This is a genomic window from Pseudonocardia oroxyli (assembly GCF_900102195.1).
In the GTDB taxonomy this organism is placed as follows: domain Bacteria; phylum Actinomycetota; class Actinomycetes; order Mycobacteriales; family Pseudonocardiaceae; genus Pseudonocardia; species Pseudonocardia oroxyli.
Map to the genome: position 1 here is coordinate 283,456 of NZ_FNBE01000004.1, position 17,318 is coordinate 300,773.

Below are 17,318 nucleotides of genomic sequence, written 5' to 3' on the forward strand. Positions count from 1 at the left end.
AGCGTCAAGACCGGGTCAGGACTTCGCGGCCCGGAAGCCGGCGTCGAGGTCCGCCTTGATGTCCTCGATGCCCTCGAGGCCGACCGACAGCCGGATCAGGCCCGGTCCGACACCCGTCGACAGCTGCTCCTCGCCGGAGAGCTGGCTGTGGGTGGTCGACGCCGGGTGGATCACCAGGCTGCGCACGTCGCCGATGTTGGCCAGGTGGCTGTGCAGCTCCAGCGCGTCGACGAACCTCTTGCCCGCCTCGACGCCGCCGCGGATGTCGAACGCCACCACGGCGCCCGCCCCGCGTGGCAGGTACTTCTGCGCCAACGCGTGCCACGGGCTCGACGGCAGACCCGCGTAGTAGACCTTCTCCACCTCGTCGCGGGCCTCGAGCCACTCGGCCACGGCCTGCGCGTTCTGCACGTGCCGCTCGATCCGCAGCGACAGCGTCTCGATGCCCTGGATCAGCAGGAACGAGTTCAGCGGGGCGATCGCCGGGCCGAGGTCGCGCAGCAGCTGCACCCGGAACTTGATCAGGAACGCCAGCGGGCCGAGCGCCTCGGAGTAGTTCAGCCCGTGGTAGCTCGGGTCCGCCGTGGTCAGGCCGGGGAAGCGCTCGGCGTGGGCCGCCCAGTCGAAGTTCCCGGAGTCGACGACGACGCCGCCGATGCTCGTCCCGTGCCCGCCGAGGAACTTGGTGGCGGAGTGGATGACGATGTCGGCGCCGTGCTCGATGGGCCGCACCAGGTACGGCGTCGGCACCGTGTTGTCGATCAGCAGCGGCACGCCCGCCTCGTGCGCGAGGTCCGCGACCAGGCGGATGTCGAGCACGTTGGACCGCGGGTTGCCGATGGTCTCGGCGTAGAACGCCTTGGTGTTCGGGCGGACCGCGGCGCGCCACTCCTCGGCGTTGTCCGGGTCCTCGACGAACGTGACGTCGATGCCCAGCTTCGGCAGCGTGTAGTGGAACAGGTTGTACGTGCCGCCGTAGAGGCTCGCCGACGACACGAAGTGGTCCCCGGCCTGCGCGATGTTGAGGATCGCGAGGGTCTGGGCGGCCTGCCCGGACGCCACGGCGACGGCCCCGATGCCGCCCTCGAGCGCGGCGACCCGCTGCTCCAGGACGTCCTGGGTCGGGTTCATGATCCGGGTGTAGATGTTGCCCAGCTCGGCGAGCCCGAACAGCGCGGCGGCGTGGTCGGTGTCGCGGAAGGTGTAGGACGTCGTCTGGTAGATCGGGGTCGCCCGGGCACCGGTGGCGGTGTCGGGGGCGGCGCCCGCGTGGACCTGCTTGGTCTCGAAGGACCAGGCGGCGGTGGGGTCGACGGGATCGGACACGAGGGTCTCCAGGTGATCTTCGGTGTAGGGCGCGGGGTCGTCAGCGCCCGCGACAGGCGGCGCTGGTCACGCGCAGGAGATCGACGTGCCTGCGCGACACGAGGAGGATCACGACTGGGACCGTAACGGGGTCGTCATACGGGCACAACTAACCTCGGCCTGTGCTCGTCCTGCTTCCCCCGTCGGAGACCAAGCTCGCCGGCGGCGACGGTCCGCCGCTGGACCTCGCCGCCCTCTCGCACCCGGCGCTGGACGCGGTGCGCAAACCCCTGCTCGACGAGCTGGTCGAGCTCGCCGCGGACCCGCCGGCCGCCCGCGCGGCACTGGGTGTGTCGGAGCGGCAGGACGCCGAGATCGCCCGCAACGCGGCGCTGTGGACCTCGCCGACCCTGCCCGCGATCACCCGGTACACCGGCGTGCTCTACGACGCGCTCGACGTCCGGTCCCTGACCCGGGCGGGCCGCGCCCGGGCCGACGCCCGCCTCGCCGTCGGGTCGGCCCTGTTCGGGCTGGTCCGGGCCGGGGACCCGATCCCGGCCTACCGGCTCTCGGCGGGGTCGACGATCCCGGGCGGCGGCGCCCTCGCGGCGCGGTGGCGCCCCGTCCTGGAGCCCGTCCTGGCCGAGGTCGACGATCTCGTGGTGGACCTGCGCTCGGGCTCCTACGCCGCCTTGGCCCGGGTCCCCGGCGCGGTCACGGTGAACGTCCTCGCCGAGCGCCCCGACGGCACGCGCTCGGTGGTCAGCCACCACAACAAGTCCCACAAGGGCGCCCTGGCCCGGCTCCTGGCCACCACCCGCGCCGAGCCGAGCGACGCGGCGGGGGTGGCCCGGATCGCCCGCAAGGCGGGCCTGACGGTCGAACGCAAGGCCGACCACCTGGACCTCGTCCTCCCCGCCTGATCCGGGCGACACACACGTCCGAAGCGGGGGGCGGGTCTCAGCGACCGGCCGCGTAGCCCTGGGCGCCGCGGGGGTTGGCGGCGGCGCCCAGCTCGCCGGTGCGCGGGTCGCGGGTGACCACCGACAGCCGCCCGAGGCTCCACGGTCCCGCGTCGACCACCTCGTGGCCGCGGGCCCGCAGGCCGTCGAGCACCGCGGGGCCGAGCCTCCTCTCGGCCACCACGCCGTGCGGGGTCCAGGTGCGCGGCCAGAAGGAGCCCGGCATCGCGGTCGTGTGCAGGGCGGGTGCGTCGATCGCCTCCTGCGGGCTCATCCCGAGCACGAGGGTCCGCAGCAGGTAGAGCAGCTGCCACTGGTCCTGCTGGTCGCCGCCGGGGGTGCCGAGGGCTCCGACCGCCTCGCCGTCGCGCAGCAGCAGGGTGGGGCTCAGGGTGGTCCGCGGGCGCAGCCCGGGGGTCAGCGCGGCGGGCGACGCCGGGTCCAGCCAGGTCATCTGCAGCCGCGTGCCCAGGCAGAACCCGTACCCGGGGACCGTCGGCGAGGACTGCAGCCACCCGCCCGACGGCGTCGCGGAGACCATCGTCCCCCAGCGGTCGACGACGTCGAGGTGGCAGGTGTCCCCGCGCGTCGCCCCGTCCCGGGCGACGGTCGGCTCCCCGGAGCCTGCGAAGGTCGTGGAGCCGTCCTGCGGGGGCCCGTCGAGCTCGAGCGGCGGCACGTACCCACCCTCGCTCACCCGGTAGCCCGCCGACCGCTCCCCGACGAGCGCGGCCCGGTCCCCCGACGGCGTGAACCCGCGCCCGTCGCCGTAGAACCCCTCGCGGTCGGCCAGCGCCAGCTTGAGCACCTCGACGACCGTGTGCGCGCCCTCCGCGGTCGAGGGGTCCAGGTGCGGCAGCCGGTCGAGCATCGCCAAGGCGTGCAGCAGGACCGGTCCCTGGCTCCAGGTGCCCGGCTTGGCGACGGTCGTCCCGCGGAAGTCGAGGGTCATCGGCTCCTCGAGCGCGGGCCGGAACGCGGCGATGTCGGCGGCGGTGAGCACGCCGGCGTGGTCGCGTCCGTCCGAGTGCCGGTGGGGCACCGCGGCGGCCGCCGCCATCGCCTCGGCGACCTCGCCCTCCTGCCAGACCCGCCGCGCCGCCTCGATCCGGGCCTCCCGGGTGTCGCCGCCCGCGTCCCGCAGCAGGCGCAGGGTGCGCGCCCAGTCCGGGTTGGTGAAGGTGTCCCCCTCCTGCAGCCACAGCGCCGCGGAGGCGGGCCAGTGCTCGCGGAAGAGGCTCTCGACGGCCGCGATCGTCCCGCGCAACCTCGCCAGCGCGGGGAAACCGGTCTCGGCGTAGTGGATCGCGTAGTCCAGGACGTCCGCGAGCTCCCAGGTCCCGTGCTCGGCCAGCAGCCACAGCCAGGTCGTCGTGGCGCCGGGGGCCGCCGCGGCCAGCGCGCCCGCGCCGGGCACGGAGTCGAAGTCCGCGAAGCGTTCCCGCGTCGCCCCCGCGGGCGCCGCACCCTGGCCGCAGATCACCCGGGGGTCGCTGCCGCGGGGCGCGAACATCGCCACCAGGTCCCCGCCCGGCCCGTTGAGGTGCGGCTCCACGACCTGCAGCACGAACCCGCCCGCCACGGCGGCGTCCACCGCGGTGCCGCCGCGTTCGAGCACCGACTGCACCGTCGCCGTCGCGAGCCAGTGGGTGGAGGCGGACATGCCGAAGGAACCGCGCAGGGTCGGACGGGTGGTCATGGCCCGACCGTATTCGTTGGACGCCGTTCCCAGGGTCGGGGCCCGAGACGTGACCCGGACCTGCCACCCGAGGGCGACCGCTGGTCCACCTGGACCGGCGCCCGGCACGGCCCCGAACCCCGCTCGAGCCGGGTCGTGACCGCGACGCCCTGCGCGAACGGCGCGTTCGCTCACACCTACTGAGCGAACGCGCCCTTCGCCGTCTCGGGGGGCGAGATCACAGGGTGCGACCACCAGCCCGCCGCTCGGCTCCCCTACACTGGAGCCGAGCGCCCGGGCCTCACCGCGCGCACCTGTACGTATCCATTCGGGCGCACTCCCCATCCGCGCCCGGGCTCGTCCCGTGAAGGCGCGGCCATCGCCGCCCGCTCCGCCGTGCGACGTGCCACCGTCCACGGAGGTCTCGTGACCAGCCCGTCCCGCCGCCCTGCCCGCTCTGCGGACCGCGGCACCAGCTCGACCCGTTCGAGCCGTCCCCGCCGCTCCCGCGGCGGCTCCGCTCCCGCCGCCCCGCAGCGTCGGGCCATGCCGCCGGAGGTCCTCTGGACCCCGCCCGCGAGCGGCTTCCCCACCTTCGCCGACCTCGGCCTGCCCGAGCCGGTCCTCAAGGCCCTGGCGAACGAGGGCTTCGCCGACCCCCGGCCCATCCAGGCCGCGACCCTGCCGGACACCCTGGCCGGCCGCGACCTGCTCGGCCGCGGCCAGACCGGCTCGGGCAAGACCCTCGCGTTCGGGCTCGCCCTCGTCTCCCGGCTCGCCGGGGAGCGGGCGCGGCCGAAGAGCCCGCGCGGGCTCGTGCTCGTCCCCACCCGGGAGCTGTCCCAGCAGGTCATGGACGCGGTCGAGCCGTTCGCGAAGGCGCTGGGCCTGACCGTCGCCTCCGTCGTCGGCGGCATGTCGATGAACCGGCAGATCGACACGCTGCGCCGCGGCGTCGACCTGCTGGTCGCCACCCCCGGCCGGCTGACGGACCACGTCACCGAGGGCACCTGCGACCTCTCCGACGTCGAGATCACCGCGATCGACGAGGCGGACCGCATGTCGGACATGGGGTTCCTGCCCCAGGTCAAGCGCATCCTGGACCGCACGCCCGCGGACGGCCAGCGCCTGCTGTTCTCCGCGACGCTGGACAACGAGGTCTCCACCCTCGTCGACCGCTACCTGCACGACCCGGTGACCCGGGCCGTGGCGTCCGCGGCCGCGCCCGTCGAGACCATGGACCACCACCTGTTCCTGGTGCAGCGGGACGACAAGAACCAGATCGTCCAGCAGATCGCCGCCCGCGAGGGCCGCACGATCTTCTTCGTGCGCACCAAGCACGGCGCCGACCGCGTGGTGAAGCAGCTGCGCCGCACCGGCGTGCAGGCCAGCGCGCTGCACGGGGGCAAGGCCCAGAACGCCCGCAACCGCGCGATCGACGCGTTCAAGGACGGCAGCATCCCCGTGCTCGTCGCCACGGACGTCGCGGCGCGGGGCATCCACGTCGACGACGTGAGCCTCGTCGTGCACGTCGACCCGCCGGGCGACCCGAAGGACTACCTGCACCGCGCGGGTCGGACGGCCCGCGGTGGCGAGTCCGGCGTCGTCGTCACGCTGGTGACCGCGGACGAGCGGCGAGACGTCGACACCCTCATGCGGCAGGCGGGGGTGAAGCCGGACGTCAGCACCGCCGCGCCCGGCTCGGCCTCGCTGGTCGACGTGACCGGCGCCCGGGAGCCCAGCGGCATCCCGGTCGAGGCGCCGAAGCCTCCGCAGCAGCAGCCCGCCGCGGGCACCGGGCGGCGACGCCGCAGCGGTGGCGGCGGCGGTCAGGGTGGCGGTCAGCCCCGTGGCCAGGGCCGTCCTCCCCGGCGCCGCCGCGCGGCCTGATCACCGGTTCCGTGCGCTCAGCGTTGCTCGCACCGCCTTGAGCGCACGGAAGTCGTGATCATGCAGCACTGAGCGCACGAAACGTGCAGCTCCCGGGTCGCCCCGCGCTACTGCGCGCGCCGGGCGCCGCGCCGCGCCGCCCGGCGCAGCTGCACGATCCGTGCGCTGCCCGGGATGGCGACCAGCAGGATCCCGGCGATCGCGCCGAGCAGCAGCGCGACGCCGGTGGGCAGGGTGCCGTCCAGGCCCAGGAACTGGATCCGCACCGGCTCCAGGTTCTGCAGGATGAAGATCAGCAGGAACAGCAGGACGACCGCGGAGAGGATCAGCCCCACCCACATCCCGCTGACCCGCGAGTGTCGGGTCGCGGGTGCGCGGCGCGGGGTGGTCGTCGTCCGCTCGGCGGTGGGCGGTGTGTCGTCGGTGGGCACCGCGACCGTCCCCGTGGGCTCGACGGCCACCGGGTCCGGCGCGGGGCGCGTGGCTGAGTCCTCGCTCATGTGCGCAGTATCGCGCAGCGGGCGGTCCGGTGCCCGCGCCCGCGTTCACCCGTGCGGTTAGCCTCGTGGAGTGGCCCATCACGATCTCGTCGTCATCGGTTCCGGCTCCGGCAACACCTTCATCGACGAGCGCTTCGCCGACTGGGACGTGGCGATCGTCGAGCACGGGGTGTTCGGCGGGACCTGTCTGAACGTCGGCTGCATCCCGACGAAGATGTACGTCTACGCCGCCGACGTCGCCGAGACGGTGCGCCACGCCTCCCGGTACGGGGTCGACGCCACCATCGACAAGGTGCGCTGGGCGGACATCCGGGACCGCGTGTTCGGCCGGATCGACCCCATCGCCAAGGGCGGGCTGGAGTACCGCGCCGAGCGCTCGGACAACGTCACCGTCTACCTCGGCCACGCCTCCTTCACCGGGCCCAGGGCGCTGCGGGTGGAGCGGACCGACGGGTCCGGTGTGGACGAGATCACCGCCGACCAGGTCGTCGTCGCCGCGGGCGGGCGCCCGATGGTGCCGGCGGCGATCGCGGGCGCGCCGTACGAGACGTCCGACACGATCATGCGGATCGACGAGCTGCCCCGGCGGATGGTGATCGTCGGCGGCGGGTACATCGCGGCCGAGTTCGCGCACGTGTTCTCCGCGCTCGGCACCGAGGTCACCGTCGTCGTGCGCGGCAGCAGGATGCTGCGCTCCCACGACGAGACGGTCTCGGCGGCCTACACCGAGCTGCTCTCCGAGCGGCTCGACGTCCGGCTGGCCACCCAGGTCACGGGCGTCACCGGGGAGGCGGGAGACCTGACCGTCGCGCTCGACGACGGGTCGTCCGTCGCCGCCGACGTCCTCCTCGTGGCCGCGGGCCGGATCCCCAACGGGGACCGGATGAACCTCGGCGCGGCCGGGATCGCCACCCACTCCGACGGCCGGATCGAGGTGGACCGGTTCCAGCGCACCAGCGCCGAGCGGGTGTGGGCGCTGGGTGACGTGAGCTCCCCGTGGGCGCTCAAGCACGTCGCGAACCGCGAGGCGAAGGTGGTGGGGCACAACCTGTTGCACCCGGAGGCCCCGCTCGAGACCGACCACCGCAACGTCCCGTCGGCCGTGTTCACCGAGCCGCAGGTGGCCAGCGTGGGCAAGACCGAGGAGATGGTCCGCATGTCGGGCCTGGACTACACGGTCAAGGTGCAGCGCTTCGGGGACGTCGCCTTCGGGTGGGCCATGGAGGACACCACGGGACTCTGCAAGATCATCGCGGAGAAGGGCACCGGGCGGCTGCTGGGCGCGCACATCATGGGCCCGCAGGCGTCCACGCTGATCCAGCCGCTGATCCAGGCCATGTCCTTCGGGCTGGGGGCCCGGGAGATGGCGACGGGGCAGTACTGGATCCACCCGGCGCTGCCCGAGGTCGTGGAGAACGCACTGCTGGGCCTGGAGATCTGACCGACCTACCCTGGACGGGCCGATCCGCCCGGCGCCCGCGCGCCGAACACCGGGAGTGAGCCCTATGACCCTGGCAGGCCCGAAGCCGATCCTCGCGGGGCGCCGTGCGCTCCCCCAGCAGGTCGGGGTGTACGTCTTCGTGTTCCTGCCGCTCGCGGCACTGGTGGCCGCGGTCCCCCTCGCCGCCGTCGTCGGCTTCCTGGGCTGGTCGGACGTCCTGATCGGGGCCGTGTTCTACGTCGCCTGCTGCCTGGGGATCACCGTCGGGTACCACCGGTACTTCACGCACGGCTCGTTCAAGGCCACCCGCGGGCTGAAGATCGCGCTGGCCATGGCCGGCTCCTTCGCGATGCAGGGCCCGGTGATCAAGTGGGTGGCCGACCACCGGCGCCACCACGCGTTCTCCGACAAGGAGGGCGACCCCCACTCCCCCTGGCTGTTCGGCACATCGACGCGCGCGCTGGCGAAGGGATTCTGGCACGCGCACACCGGCTGGCTGTTCGACCGCGACCTCACCAACGAGGAGCGCTTCACCCCGGACCTGCTCCAGGACACCGACCTGCGCCGGATCGACTCGCTGTTCGGCCTGTGGAGCGCCCTGACCCTGCTGCTCCCCGCCCTGCTCGGCGGCCTGGTCACCTGGTCCTGGTGGGGTGCGCTCACCGCGCTGTTCTGGGCCGGGCTGGTCCGGGTCGCGCTGCTGCACCACGTCACGTGGTCGATCAACTCGATCTGCCACATGTGGGGCGAGCGCCCCTTCGCCGCCCGCGACCGCAGCGCCAACGTCTGGTGGCTGGCAATCTTCTCGATGGGCGAGTCCTGGCACAACCTCCACCACGCCGACCCCACCTGCGCCCGCCACGGGGTGCAGAAGGGCCAGGTCGACCTGAGCGCGGTCACCATCCGCCTGTTCGAACGTCTCGGCTGGGCGCGAGAGGTCCGCTGGCCGACCACGAGACGCCTGGAGCGCCTGGCCCGCGAGTGAAGGATCCTGCAACGAGTGTCACCGGTGACACCGGATGCAGGATCCTTCGCCGGGTGTCAGCCGGCCAGGGGTTTGCGGGCCGGGTCGTAGGCCAGCTCCGGCGGCTCCTCGCCCCGCACGTCCGCCACCAGGCCCGTGATGGCGCTCATGATCGTGGCGGTGGCCGCGTCGAGGTTGCTCCTGGTCCGGGGCTTGCCCACGAACTCCGACAGGTCGACGGGCGGGCCGGCGACCAGGCTGACCCGCTTGAACAGGCCCACCTTCCCCTTCGGCGAGAGCACCTCCTGGGTGCCCCAGTTGGCCAGCGGGATGACCGGCACCCCGGACTGGACGGCGATCCGGCCGATGCCGTTCTTCGCCTTCATCGGCCAGCCGTCCGGGTCCGCGGTGTAGGTGGCCTCGGGGTAGAACACCACGACCTCCCCGCGCTCCAGGGCCTCGACGGCCCCGCGGAAGGCGTCCATCGCCCGCGCCGAGTCGCGGTAGACGGGGATGTGCTGCCCCTTGCCCAGCACCGAGCGCACGATCGGCACGGTCCACAGCTCGGACTTCGCCAGGTACCGGGGCATGCGCCGGTGGGCGATGACGAATGCGGTGTCGTAGATCGGGTCGCAGCCCGACACGTGGTTGGCCGCGATGAGCACGCCGCCGGTGGGCGGGATGTGCTGCCCGCCCTTCCAGCCGAGCCGAGTGAACACCATCACGAGCGGCCAGATGAGCTCGATCGCCAGGCCGAACCAGAACCCCGAGGTCCGACGCTTGCGCCGCAACGTCAGCAGCAGTCTCTGCCGGGCGGTCAACAGCGGCGGCACGTCGGGGGTGGGCACAGACTCCTCCAGCGTTCGGGTTCCGCCCCCGATCCTCGCCCACGATCGACAGGCGGAGTACGCCGGGTGGCGCGATGATCTCCCTGTTGTGACATGACGGACAGACCGCCATCCGCGCCCCGGGTCGGACACGGATGCCCACGGAAGTCCCGACACGGAGGTGTGCGTGAGTCTGCCCAGGTTGGAGCCGGTGGGATCGCCACCCGAGGATCCGCGCGCGCTCGTCGTCGTGGCCCATGGTGGACGGTCGCGGTCGTCGGAGTCCGGTGAGCGCCGCCGGCTCACCTACTGGCGGATGCTGCCGTTCGCGCGGCTCCTCGCCCGGACCGAGGGCCTGGCCGTCGCGATGGTCCGCTACCGGCTCCGCGGCTGGAACGGACCGGCGCGAGACGCCGCCCGTGACGTGGCCGAGCTCCTGACCGGGGACCTCCCCACCGTGCTGGTCGGCCATTCGATGGGCGGCCGGGCGGTGCTGCACGCCGCGGGCGCGCCGCAGGTGCGGGCCGTGGCCGCGCTCGCGCCCTGGCTCGACGGAAGCGACCCGGTCGACCAGCTCGCCGGGCGGGACGTCCTCATCGCCCACGGCGACCGCGAACGCATGACCGATCCGCGCGAGTCCCTCGCCTACGCCGTCCGGGCGCGACAGGTCACCCGCGTCGCCCGGTTCGACGTCCACGGCGACGGCCACGCCATGCTCCGCCACGCCGCGGACTGGCACTCCCTCGTGCAGCGCTTCGTGCTGGGCGAGCTCGGGTTCGAACCGGAGGACCCCGCGATCACGAACGCCATGCGGCAGCCCACCCCGGGCGGCCTCGAAGTCCCCCTGGGAGCCCTGCGATGACGTCCGTGGCCGTGATCGGCGCCGGTGTGTCCGGTCTGACCGCCGCCTACCTGCTGCGGCGCACCCACGACGTCACCCTGTTCGAGGGGGACGACCGGCTCGGCGGGCACGCCCACACGCACGACCTGGCGGGCACGTTCGTCGACTCCGGGTTCATCGTCCACAACGACCGGACCTACCCGAACCTGCTGCGCCTGTTCGCCGAGCTCGGCGTGGCCACACAGGACTCGGACATGTCGATGAGCGTGCGCTGCGAGGGGTGCGGCCTGGAGTACGCGGGTGCCCGCAGGCTCGGCGGGCTGTTCCCGACGCCCGCGAACGCCCGCAACCCGCGCTACCTGCGGATGCTCGGCGAGGTCGTCCGCTTCCACCGCCACGCCCGACGGGTGCTGGCCGACCCCCGCGCGGGGGACGTCACGCTGGGGGCGTTCCTGGCCGTCGGCGGGTACTCGCTGTACTTCGTCGACCACTTCATGATCCCCGTGGTGTCCTGCGTGTGGTCCGCGGGCGCGGAGCTGAGCCTCGAGTACCCGGCCCGCTACCTGTTCACCTTCCTCGACCACCACGGGATGCTCGCGATCGGCGGCTCCCCGCAGTGGCGCACGGTCGTCGGGGGGTCCCGCAGCTACGTGGAGCTGATCCGCAAGAACCTGTCCGACGTCCGCGTCGGCTCCCCCGTGCGCTCGGTCCGCCGAGGCGGCGGGGTCGGCGGGATCGGCGGGATCACCGTGGACGGCGAACGCTTCGACAAGGTCGTCGTCGCCACCCACCCCGACCAGGCGCTGGCCCTGCTCGCCGACCCGACCGACGCCGAGCGCGCGACCCTCGGCGCGTTCGCCTACTCCCGCAACGAGACCTGGCTGCACGGGGACGACTCGCTGCTGCCGCGCGCCGCGGGCGCCCGGGCGAGCTGGAACTACCTCAAGTCCACCTGCGCGGGCGAGGACTCCGTGCTGGTCAGCTACGACATGAACCGCCTGCAGCACCTCGACGGCGGCCCGTACGTGGTCACGCTCAACGGCGCGGGCCGGGTCGCCGAGGACCGGGTGATCGCGCGGATGACCTACGAGCACCCGATCTACACCCCGGCGTCCGTGGCGGCGCAGCGGGACCTGCCCGCCCTGAACACCGGGACCACCGCGTTCGCCGGGGCCTACCACGGGTGGGGCTTCCACGAGGACGGCTGCCTCTCCGGCGTCCGCGCCGCCGAGTCCCTGGGGGCGACGTGGTAGCCCTCTACGACGCCGAGGTGCGCCACCGCCGCCGGGAGGCGGTGGACTACGGGTTCGCGCACCGGACCTATCTCTGGCTCGTCGACCTCGACGACCTGCCCCGCTTCGGTGGTCCGCTCGCCCGGTTCGAGGCGCGGGACCACCTGGGCGACCCGGACCGGACGATCCGGGAGAACGTCGACGCCTACCTCGCCGAACAGGGCGTCGACCTCCGCGGCGGCCGGATCCTCATGCTGGCCAACGCCCGCGTCCTCGGCCACGTGTTCAACCCGCTGTCGGTCTTCTGGTGCCACCGGGACACCGGGGAGCTGGAGTGTGTGATCGCCGAGGTCCACAACACCTACGGGGAACGCCACTGCTACTTGCTGCCCGCGGAGCGCGCGGAGACCGCGAAGGCCTTCTACGTGTCGCCGTTCTTCGCCGTCGACGGTGACTACCGGCTGTCCCTGCCCGCCCCGGGCGAGCGCCTCGCGCTGGCCATCACGTTGCGCCGCAACGAGACCACCGCGCTGACCGCCACCGTCACCGGCACCCGCCGCGCGGCGACCCCGCGGGCGCTCGCCGCGTTGGCGCTGCACCGCCCACTCGTCACCCTGCGCACCTCCGCGCTCATCCGGGTCCACGGCATCCGCCTGTGGCTCAAGCGACTTCCCGTCGTGCCGCGCCCGCCGCACCGCCCTCAGGAGGGGGTCTGAATGACCATTCACGAGCCGCAGCCGCCCACGCGCGCCGTCCCCCGCCCCAACGAGGGGGTGTGGCCGGGGCTGGGCACGGTGCCGCGCTCCCCGGTCAAGGGCCGGATCGCCGAGGGCCTGTTCCGGCGCGCGGTGCGGTCGCTGCCCGTGCGCGTCGAGATCGGCGACGAGGTGCTGGGCCTCGGTGGCCCGACCATGCGGATCGTCCGACCGGACGCCTTCTTCCGCAGGCTCGGCAACGACTCCAAGATCGGGTTCGGCGAGGCCTACATGGTCGGCGACTGGACCGCGGACGACCTGCCGGGCCTCCTGGAGCCCTTCGCCGCCACCCTGTCCACGCTGATCCCGCCCGCCCTGCAGAGGCTGGCCCGGCGCTGGGTCGAGGCGCGCCAGCCCGCTGAGGAGGCGAACTCGCTGGAGGGGTCCCGGGAGAACATCCACCGGCACTACGACCTGTCGAACGAGCTGTTCCAGCTGTTCCTGGACGAGACCATGTCCTACTCCGCGGCCTGGTTCGCCCCGGGTTCGGACGACCTGGTCGCGGCCCAGGAGCGCAAGATCGACGGCATCCTGGACCTGGCGGGCGTCGCCGCCGACCAGCACATCCTGGAGATCGGGACCGGCTGGGGCGGGCTCGCGATCCGGGCCGCGCGCCGCGGCGCGCGCGTCACGACGATCACCATCTCCGCCGAGCAGGCGGCGCTGGCCGAGCAGCGGATCGCCGCGGCCGGGCTCGCCGACCGCGTCCAGGTGCTGCTGCGGGACTACCGCGAGGCCCGCGGGTCCTACGACGCCGTGGTGTCCGTCGAGATGATCGAGGCGGTGGGCGAGAAGTACTGGCCCACCTACTTCGCCGCCCTGGACCGCCTGCTCAAGCCGGGCGGGCGGGTCGGGCTGCAGGCCATCACCATGCCGGACGACCGGATGCGGGTGGCGCGCAACGACTACACCTGGATCCACAAGTACGTCTTCCCCGGCGGGCTGATCCCGAGCGTCGAGTCGATCGAGCGCAGCCTCGGGGACACGAGCCTGCACATCTCCGAGCGCCGCTCGCTGGGCCCGGACTACGCCCGCACCCTGAACCACTGGAACCGACGGTTCCAGGAGCGCTGGTCCGAGGTCGCCGCGCTGGGCTTCGACGAGACCTTCCGCCGCATGTGGGAGTTCTACCTCGGGTACTGCGAGGCGGGCTTCCGCGTCGGCTACCTCGACGTCTACCAGCTCTCCCTCACCCGCTGACCCCTGTGCGCGGCAAGTGGTGCCAGAGCACCACTTGCCGCGCACGAGCACCGGAGGTGCCATGTCTGTCGCTTCGCGGATCGCGGAGATGCTCGAGAAGCACGTGCTCGGGGCGCCGCTGCCCGTGCGGATCAAGGCCTGGGACGGATCCATCGCCGGCCCCGCCGGGCCCGGGCCGATCATCCTGCTGCGCCACCGCCGGGTGCTGCGGCGGTTGCTGTGGAGCCCGGGCGAGCTCGGGCTCGCGCGGGCGTTCGTGGCCGGTGAGCTGGGCGTCGAGGGGGACATCGCCGAGGGGCTGTCCCGGTTCTGGAAGGTCGGGGCCCGCCCGCTCACCCTCGCGGACAAGCTGGCCGCGCTGCGGACCGCGGCACGGCTCGGCGCGCTCGGACCCCGGCCGCGACCACCGGCGTCGGAGGCGCGGCTGCAGGGGCGGCGGCACACCTTCCTGCGCGACCGCGCCGCCATCTCCCACCACTACGACCTGTCCAACGCGTTCTACGAGTTCCTCCTCGACCCGCGGATGGCCTACTCCTGCGGCTACTGGACCCAGGACGCCTCCGACGAGTACGGGCTCGAGGACGCGCAGCGGGACAAGCTGGACCTGATCTGCCGCAAGCTGGACCTGAAGCCGGGGATGCGGCTGCTCGACGTCGGGTGCGGGTGGGCGTCCCTGCTGATCCACGCGGCGACGCACTACGGCGTCACCGCCGTCGGGGTGACCCTGTCCGCCGAGCAGCGGGCCCTCGGGCTGCGGCGGGTCCGCGAGCTGGGCCTGGAGGACCGGGTCGAGATCCGGCTCCAGGACTACCGCGAGGTGGACGACCCGCCGTTCGACGCCGTGTCGTCCATCGAGATGGGCGAGCACGTCGGGCAGGACAACTACCCCGTCTACGCCGCCCAGCTGTTCTCGAAGCTCCGCCCCCACGGGCGGCTGCTCCTGCAGCAGATGTCCCGCGGGGCGTCCGGCCTGAACTCCGCGCCGGGCGGCGGCGCGTTCATGGAGTCCTACGTGGCCCCGGACATGCACATGCGCCCGCTCGGCGAGACCCTGAACTTCCTGGAGGCGGCCGGGCTCGAGGCGGTCGACGTCCACTCGCTGCGCGAGCACTACGTGTGGACCGTCCGGCCCTGGCTGGACACGTTGCAGGACAACGCCTCCGAGGCGATCGCGCTGATCGGTGAGGAGCAGTTCCGGGTCTGGCTGCTCTACCTCGCGGGCGCCGCGCTGGCGTTCGAGGAGAACCGGATGGGGGTGCACCAGATCCTGCTGGTGCGACCGGACGCCGAGGGACGCTCGGGGCTCCCCCGCAGCCGCGCCGCCACCCTGGGCACCGATCCCGCGCTCGACAGGCTGCGCGAGCCCGTCTACGAGAGACTGGCCCCGTGAGCTTCCCCTGGGGCGCCTTCCTCACCAACCTCTGGATCACCGCCGTGGCGGTGCTCCTGGTGATGGCCGCGGCCCTGGCCGTCGCCTACGTCCGCAAGCGGCACGACGGCATCGACGTGGTGTGGGGCAGCGGGTTCGGCGTGATCGCGATCGTCACGCTGGTGGCGGCGCAGGGCTCCGGGGACGCCTGGCGACAGTGGCTGATCACAGCCCTCACGGTGGTCTGGGGCGCCCGGCTGGCGATCCACATCGGACGCCGCAACCACGGGCAGCCCGAGGACCAGCGCTACGTGGAGCTCATGAAGGAGGCCCGCGGCAACCCCTGGCTGCACGCCTTCCGCAAGGTCTACCTCACCCAGGGCGTGGTGATGTGGGTCGTGTCGCTGCCCGTCCAGGTCGGGCAGTACGGATGGTCGGCTCCGCAGGCTCCGCCTCCGCACGGCTTCGCGTGGGGTGTCTGGCCGACGGTCGTGACGGTGCTCGGCGTGCTGGTCTGGGCCGTCGGGATGTTCTTCGAGACCGTCGGCGACGCCCAGCTCGCCAGGTTCAAGGCCGATCCCGCGAACAAGGGGCGGGTCATGGACCGCGGGCTGTGGCGCTACACCCGCCACCCCAACTACTTCGGCGACGCCTGCGTGTGGTGGGGTCTGGCCCTGCTCGCCCTGCACCAGCCCGCCGGCCTGATCGGCGTGCTCGGCGCCGCGGCGATCACCGTGAACCTGGCCAAGGGCACCGGCGCCAAGCTGCTGGAGAGCACCATCGGCGAGCGCCGCCCCGGCTACGTCGACTACGTCGAGCGCACCAGCGGATTCATCCCGCTCCCCCCGAAGAAGAAGGTCCCCATGACAGGAGACAGGGCATGATCAGCGACTTCGCCCTCAAGGACGAGACCGGCACCGTCCGGCGGCTCTCCGAGCTGCTCGAGAAGGGCCCCGTGGTCCTGTTCTTCTACCCGATCGCGAGCTCCGGCGGCTGCACGCAGGAGGCCTGCCACTTCCGCGACCTGGCGGCCGAGTTCGCCGCGGTCGGGGCGCAGCCCGTCGGCATCAGCTCGGACGACGTCGCGGCCCAGGCGACGTTCGCGGGCGCGCACTCGCTGGGCTACCCGCTGCTGTCGGACCCCGACCACGCGGTCGCGAAGGAGCTGGGCGCCTACCGGGCCTGGCTGCCGGGCGGCCTGCACACCCGCCGTCGGACGTACGTGATCGGGCAGGACCGCGAGATCCTCGCGGAGTTCGGCAGCGAGACCCAGTTCCAGGCCCACGCCGACAAGGCCCTGGCGGCGCTGCGGTGAGAGCCACGATCGCGGACGGGCGCGTGTGGGCCTCCGCGGTGGTCACCGCGCCGCCGGAGCAGGTGTTCGCGCTGCTCGCGAACCCGCACCGACACCACGAGTTCGACGGCAGCGGGTCCGTGCAGTCGACGATCTCCGGGCCGTCGTCCCTGCGCCTCGGGGACACCTTCGGCGTCAAGATGAAGATCGGCCTGCCGTACCGGATCACGAACCACGTGGTGGAGCTCGACCCGGACCGCCGGATCGCCTGGTGCCACTGGGCCAAGGCGATCTGGCGCTACGAGCTCGAGCCCGTCCCCGAGGGCACCCGGGTCACCGAGACCTTCGACTACGGCGTCTCCCGGTTCCCGAAGGGCATCGCGAGACTCAAGTTCCCGCAGGTCAACGCCAAGTCCATCCGCGACACCCTGCGGCGGCTGCAGGACGTCTTCGGCGCGCCCGCGGAGTGAGTCAGAGCCCGGGCAGGCCGTCGAGGGAGCGCGCGTTCTTCTCCCGGTGGTAGTCGACCATCACCTGCGGGGACTTCTTGGCGTGCGCCAGGTCCAGGACGTTCCGCTCCTCGACGAGGTCCATCCGCGGCACCGCGTAGCCGCAGGAGTCCGCGACCCGCTGGACGGCCACGGTGATCACCGAGCGGGCGCCGTGGCGTCGGGAGGTCCCCGGCTCGCCGAAGGCCGCGAGCGCCTCCGCGAAGCCCGGCTCGTCCCGGGCCAGCACGCTGCCGGTGCCGTGGAGCCGCACGATGGTCGGCCTGCCGTCGAAGGCACAGAACATCACGCAGATCCGGCCGTTCTCCCGCAGGTGGGCGATGGTCTCCACGCCGCTGCCGGTCAGGTCGAGGTAGGCGACGGTGTGCGCGTCCACCACCCGGAACGTGCCGCGGGTGCCCTTCGGGGACAGGTTGATCAGCCCGTCGCCGGACAGCGGCGCGGTGCCCACGAAGAACACCGGCTGCTCCTCGAGCCAGCCGCGCAGTCGGTCGGAGATGCCGTCGTGGACCGTCGTCATGCCCCCAGCGTGCGGCCACGGGCGCCGGATC

Annotated in this window: 18 protein-coding genes; 12 read left to right on the top strand and 6 right to left on the bottom strand. The window is 73.1% G+C overall.

Going from position 1 to position 17,318, the window contains the following annotated elements; translation table 11 throughout:
• Nucleotides 1-15: 15 nt before the first annotated feature.
• Both BLS43_RS08365 and BLS43_RS31960 read right to left on the bottom strand, forming a co-directional pair.
• On the bottom strand, nucleotides 16-1,326 hold the full coding sequence (locus BLS43_RS08365; protein WP_093079326.1) for a bifunctional o-acetylhomoserine/o-acetylserine sulfhydrylase: 1,311 nt from the start codon (nucleotides 1,324-1,326) through the stop codon (nucleotides 16-18).
• A gap of 40 nt (nucleotides 1,327-1,366) precedes the next feature.
• Entirely contained in the window at nucleotides 1,367-1,438 is a 72-nt protein-coding gene (locus BLS43_RS31960; RefSeq protein WP_374204988.1) for a putative leader peptide, read from the bottom strand.
• 49 nt (nucleotides 1,439-1,487) lie between these two features.
• Here BLS43_RS31960 and yaaA point away from each other — a divergent pair, with 49 nt between their 5' ends.
• On the top strand, nucleotides 1,488-2,228 hold the full coding sequence (gene yaaA, locus BLS43_RS08370; RefSeq protein WP_093079331.1) for a peroxide stress protein YaaA: 741 nt from the start codon (nucleotides 1,488-1,490) through the stop codon (nucleotides 2,226-2,228).
• 37 nt (nucleotides 2,229-2,265) lie between these two features.
• Here the strand turns inward: yaaA and BLS43_RS08375 are convergent, their stop codons facing one another.
• Entirely contained in the window at nucleotides 2,266-3,966 is a 1,701-nt protein-coding gene (locus BLS43_RS08375) for a gamma-glutamyltransferase family protein (RefSeq protein ID WP_218129749.1), read from the bottom strand.
• A gap of 525 nt (nucleotides 3,967-4,491) precedes the next feature.
• On the opposite strand from BLS43_RS08375, the gene BLS43_RS08385 reads away from it, so the two are divergent.
• Nucleotides 4,492-5,835: a DEAD/DEAH box helicase gene (locus BLS43_RS08385; RefSeq protein ID WP_093079348.1), complete on the top strand. Its 1,344-nt coding sequence runs from the start codon at nucleotides 4,492-4,494 to the stop codon at nucleotides 5,833-5,835.
• Nucleotides 5,836-5,942: 107 nt separating this feature from the next.
• Here BLS43_RS08385 and BLS43_RS08390 read toward each other — a convergent pair whose 3' ends face one another.
• Nucleotides 5,943-6,335: a lipopolysaccharide assembly protein LapA domain-containing protein gene (locus BLS43_RS08390; protein ID WP_093079353.1), complete on the bottom strand. Its 393-nt coding sequence runs from the start codon at nucleotides 6,333-6,335 to the stop codon at nucleotides 5,943-5,945.
• Between the two features lie 70 nt (nucleotides 6,336-6,405).
• Here BLS43_RS08390 and BLS43_RS08395 point away from each other — a divergent pair, with 70 nt between their 5' ends.
• Nucleotides 6,406-7,776 (top strand): mycothione reductase, encoded by a 1,371-nt coding sequence (locus BLS43_RS08395; RefSeq protein ID WP_093079359.1) that lies wholly within the window; start codon nucleotides 6,406-6,408, stop codon nucleotides 7,774-7,776.
• A 64-nt stretch (nucleotides 7,777-7,840) separates the two neighbouring features.
• A complete protein-coding gene (locus BLS43_RS08400; RefSeq protein WP_093079364.1) occupies nucleotides 7,841-8,761 on the top strand; it encodes an acyl-CoA desaturase in 921 nt (306 codons plus the stop codon).
• 56 nt (nucleotides 8,762-8,817) lie between these two features.
• Here BLS43_RS08400 and BLS43_RS08405 read toward each other — a convergent pair whose 3' ends face one another.
• Nucleotides 8,818-9,588 carry a lysophospholipid acyltransferase family protein gene (locus BLS43_RS08405; protein WP_245707375.1) on the bottom strand — a complete coding sequence of 257 codons (771 nt, stop codon included), beginning with the start codon at nucleotides 9,586-9,588 and terminating at the stop codon, nucleotides 8,818-8,820.
• A gap of 166 nt (nucleotides 9,589-9,754) precedes the next feature.
• On the opposite strand from BLS43_RS08405, the gene BLS43_RS08410 reads away from it, so the two are divergent.
• From BLS43_RS08410 to BLS43_RS08445, 8 genes are all read left to right on the top strand, one after another.
• Nucleotides 9,755-10,429 carry an alpha/beta hydrolase gene (locus BLS43_RS08410; protein WP_237192825.1) on the top strand — a complete coding sequence of 225 codons (675 nt, stop codon included), beginning with the start codon at nucleotides 9,755-9,757 and terminating at the stop codon, nucleotides 10,427-10,429.
• Complete coding sequence (locus BLS43_RS08415; protein WP_093079373.1) at nucleotides 10,426-11,661, top strand: NAD(P)/FAD-dependent oxidoreductase; 1,236 nt, start codon at nucleotides 10,426-10,428, stop codon at nucleotides 11,659-11,661. The genes BLS43_RS08410 and BLS43_RS08415 overlap by 4 nt, the downstream gene beginning before the upstream one ends.
• Complete coding sequence (locus BLS43_RS08420) at nucleotides 11,655-12,356, top strand: DUF1365 domain-containing protein (RefSeq protein WP_093079377.1); 702 nt, start codon at nucleotides 11,655-11,657, stop codon at nucleotides 12,354-12,356. The genes BLS43_RS08415 and BLS43_RS08420 overlap by 7 nt, the downstream gene beginning before the upstream one ends.
• On the top strand, nucleotides 12,357-13,595 hold the full coding sequence (locus BLS43_RS08425) for an SAM-dependent methyltransferase (protein WP_093079381.1): 1,239 nt from the start codon (nucleotides 12,357-12,359) through the stop codon (nucleotides 13,593-13,595). It abuts the gene before it with no gap.
• Nucleotides 13,596-13,656: 61 nt separating this feature from the next.
• Nucleotides 13,657-14,985, top strand: coding sequence for an SAM-dependent methyltransferase (locus BLS43_RS08430; protein WP_093079385.1), 1,329 nt, complete (start codon nucleotides 13,657-13,659; stop codon nucleotides 14,983-14,985).
• Nucleotides 14,982-15,848: a DUF1295 domain-containing protein gene (locus tag BLS43_RS08435; RefSeq protein WP_245707376.1), complete on the top strand. Its 867-nt coding sequence runs from the start codon at nucleotides 14,982-14,984 to the stop codon at nucleotides 15,846-15,848. The genes BLS43_RS08430 and BLS43_RS08435 overlap by 4 nt, the downstream gene beginning before the upstream one ends.
• Nucleotides 15,845-16,279: a peroxiredoxin gene (locus BLS43_RS08440; RefSeq protein ID WP_093079388.1), complete on the top strand. Its 435-nt coding sequence runs from the start codon at nucleotides 15,845-15,847 to the stop codon at nucleotides 16,277-16,279. Before BLS43_RS08435 ends, BLS43_RS08440 begins: the two co-directional genes overlap by 4 nt.
• Nucleotides 16,276-16,728: an SRPBCC family protein gene (locus BLS43_RS08445; RefSeq protein WP_245707377.1), complete on the top strand. Its 453-nt coding sequence runs from the start codon at nucleotides 16,276-16,278 to the stop codon at nucleotides 16,726-16,728. The genes BLS43_RS08440 and BLS43_RS08445 overlap by 4 nt, the downstream gene beginning before the upstream one ends.
• 1 nt (nucleotide 16,729) lies before the next feature.
• Here BLS43_RS08445 and BLS43_RS08450 read toward each other — a convergent pair whose 3' ends face one another.
• Nucleotides 16,730-17,287, bottom strand: a complete 558-nt coding sequence (locus BLS43_RS08450; RefSeq protein ID WP_093079392.1) for a pyridoxamine 5'-phosphate oxidase family protein — start codon at nucleotides 17,285-17,287, stop codon at nucleotides 16,730-16,732.
• Nucleotides 17,288-17,318 lie beyond the last annotated feature (31 nt).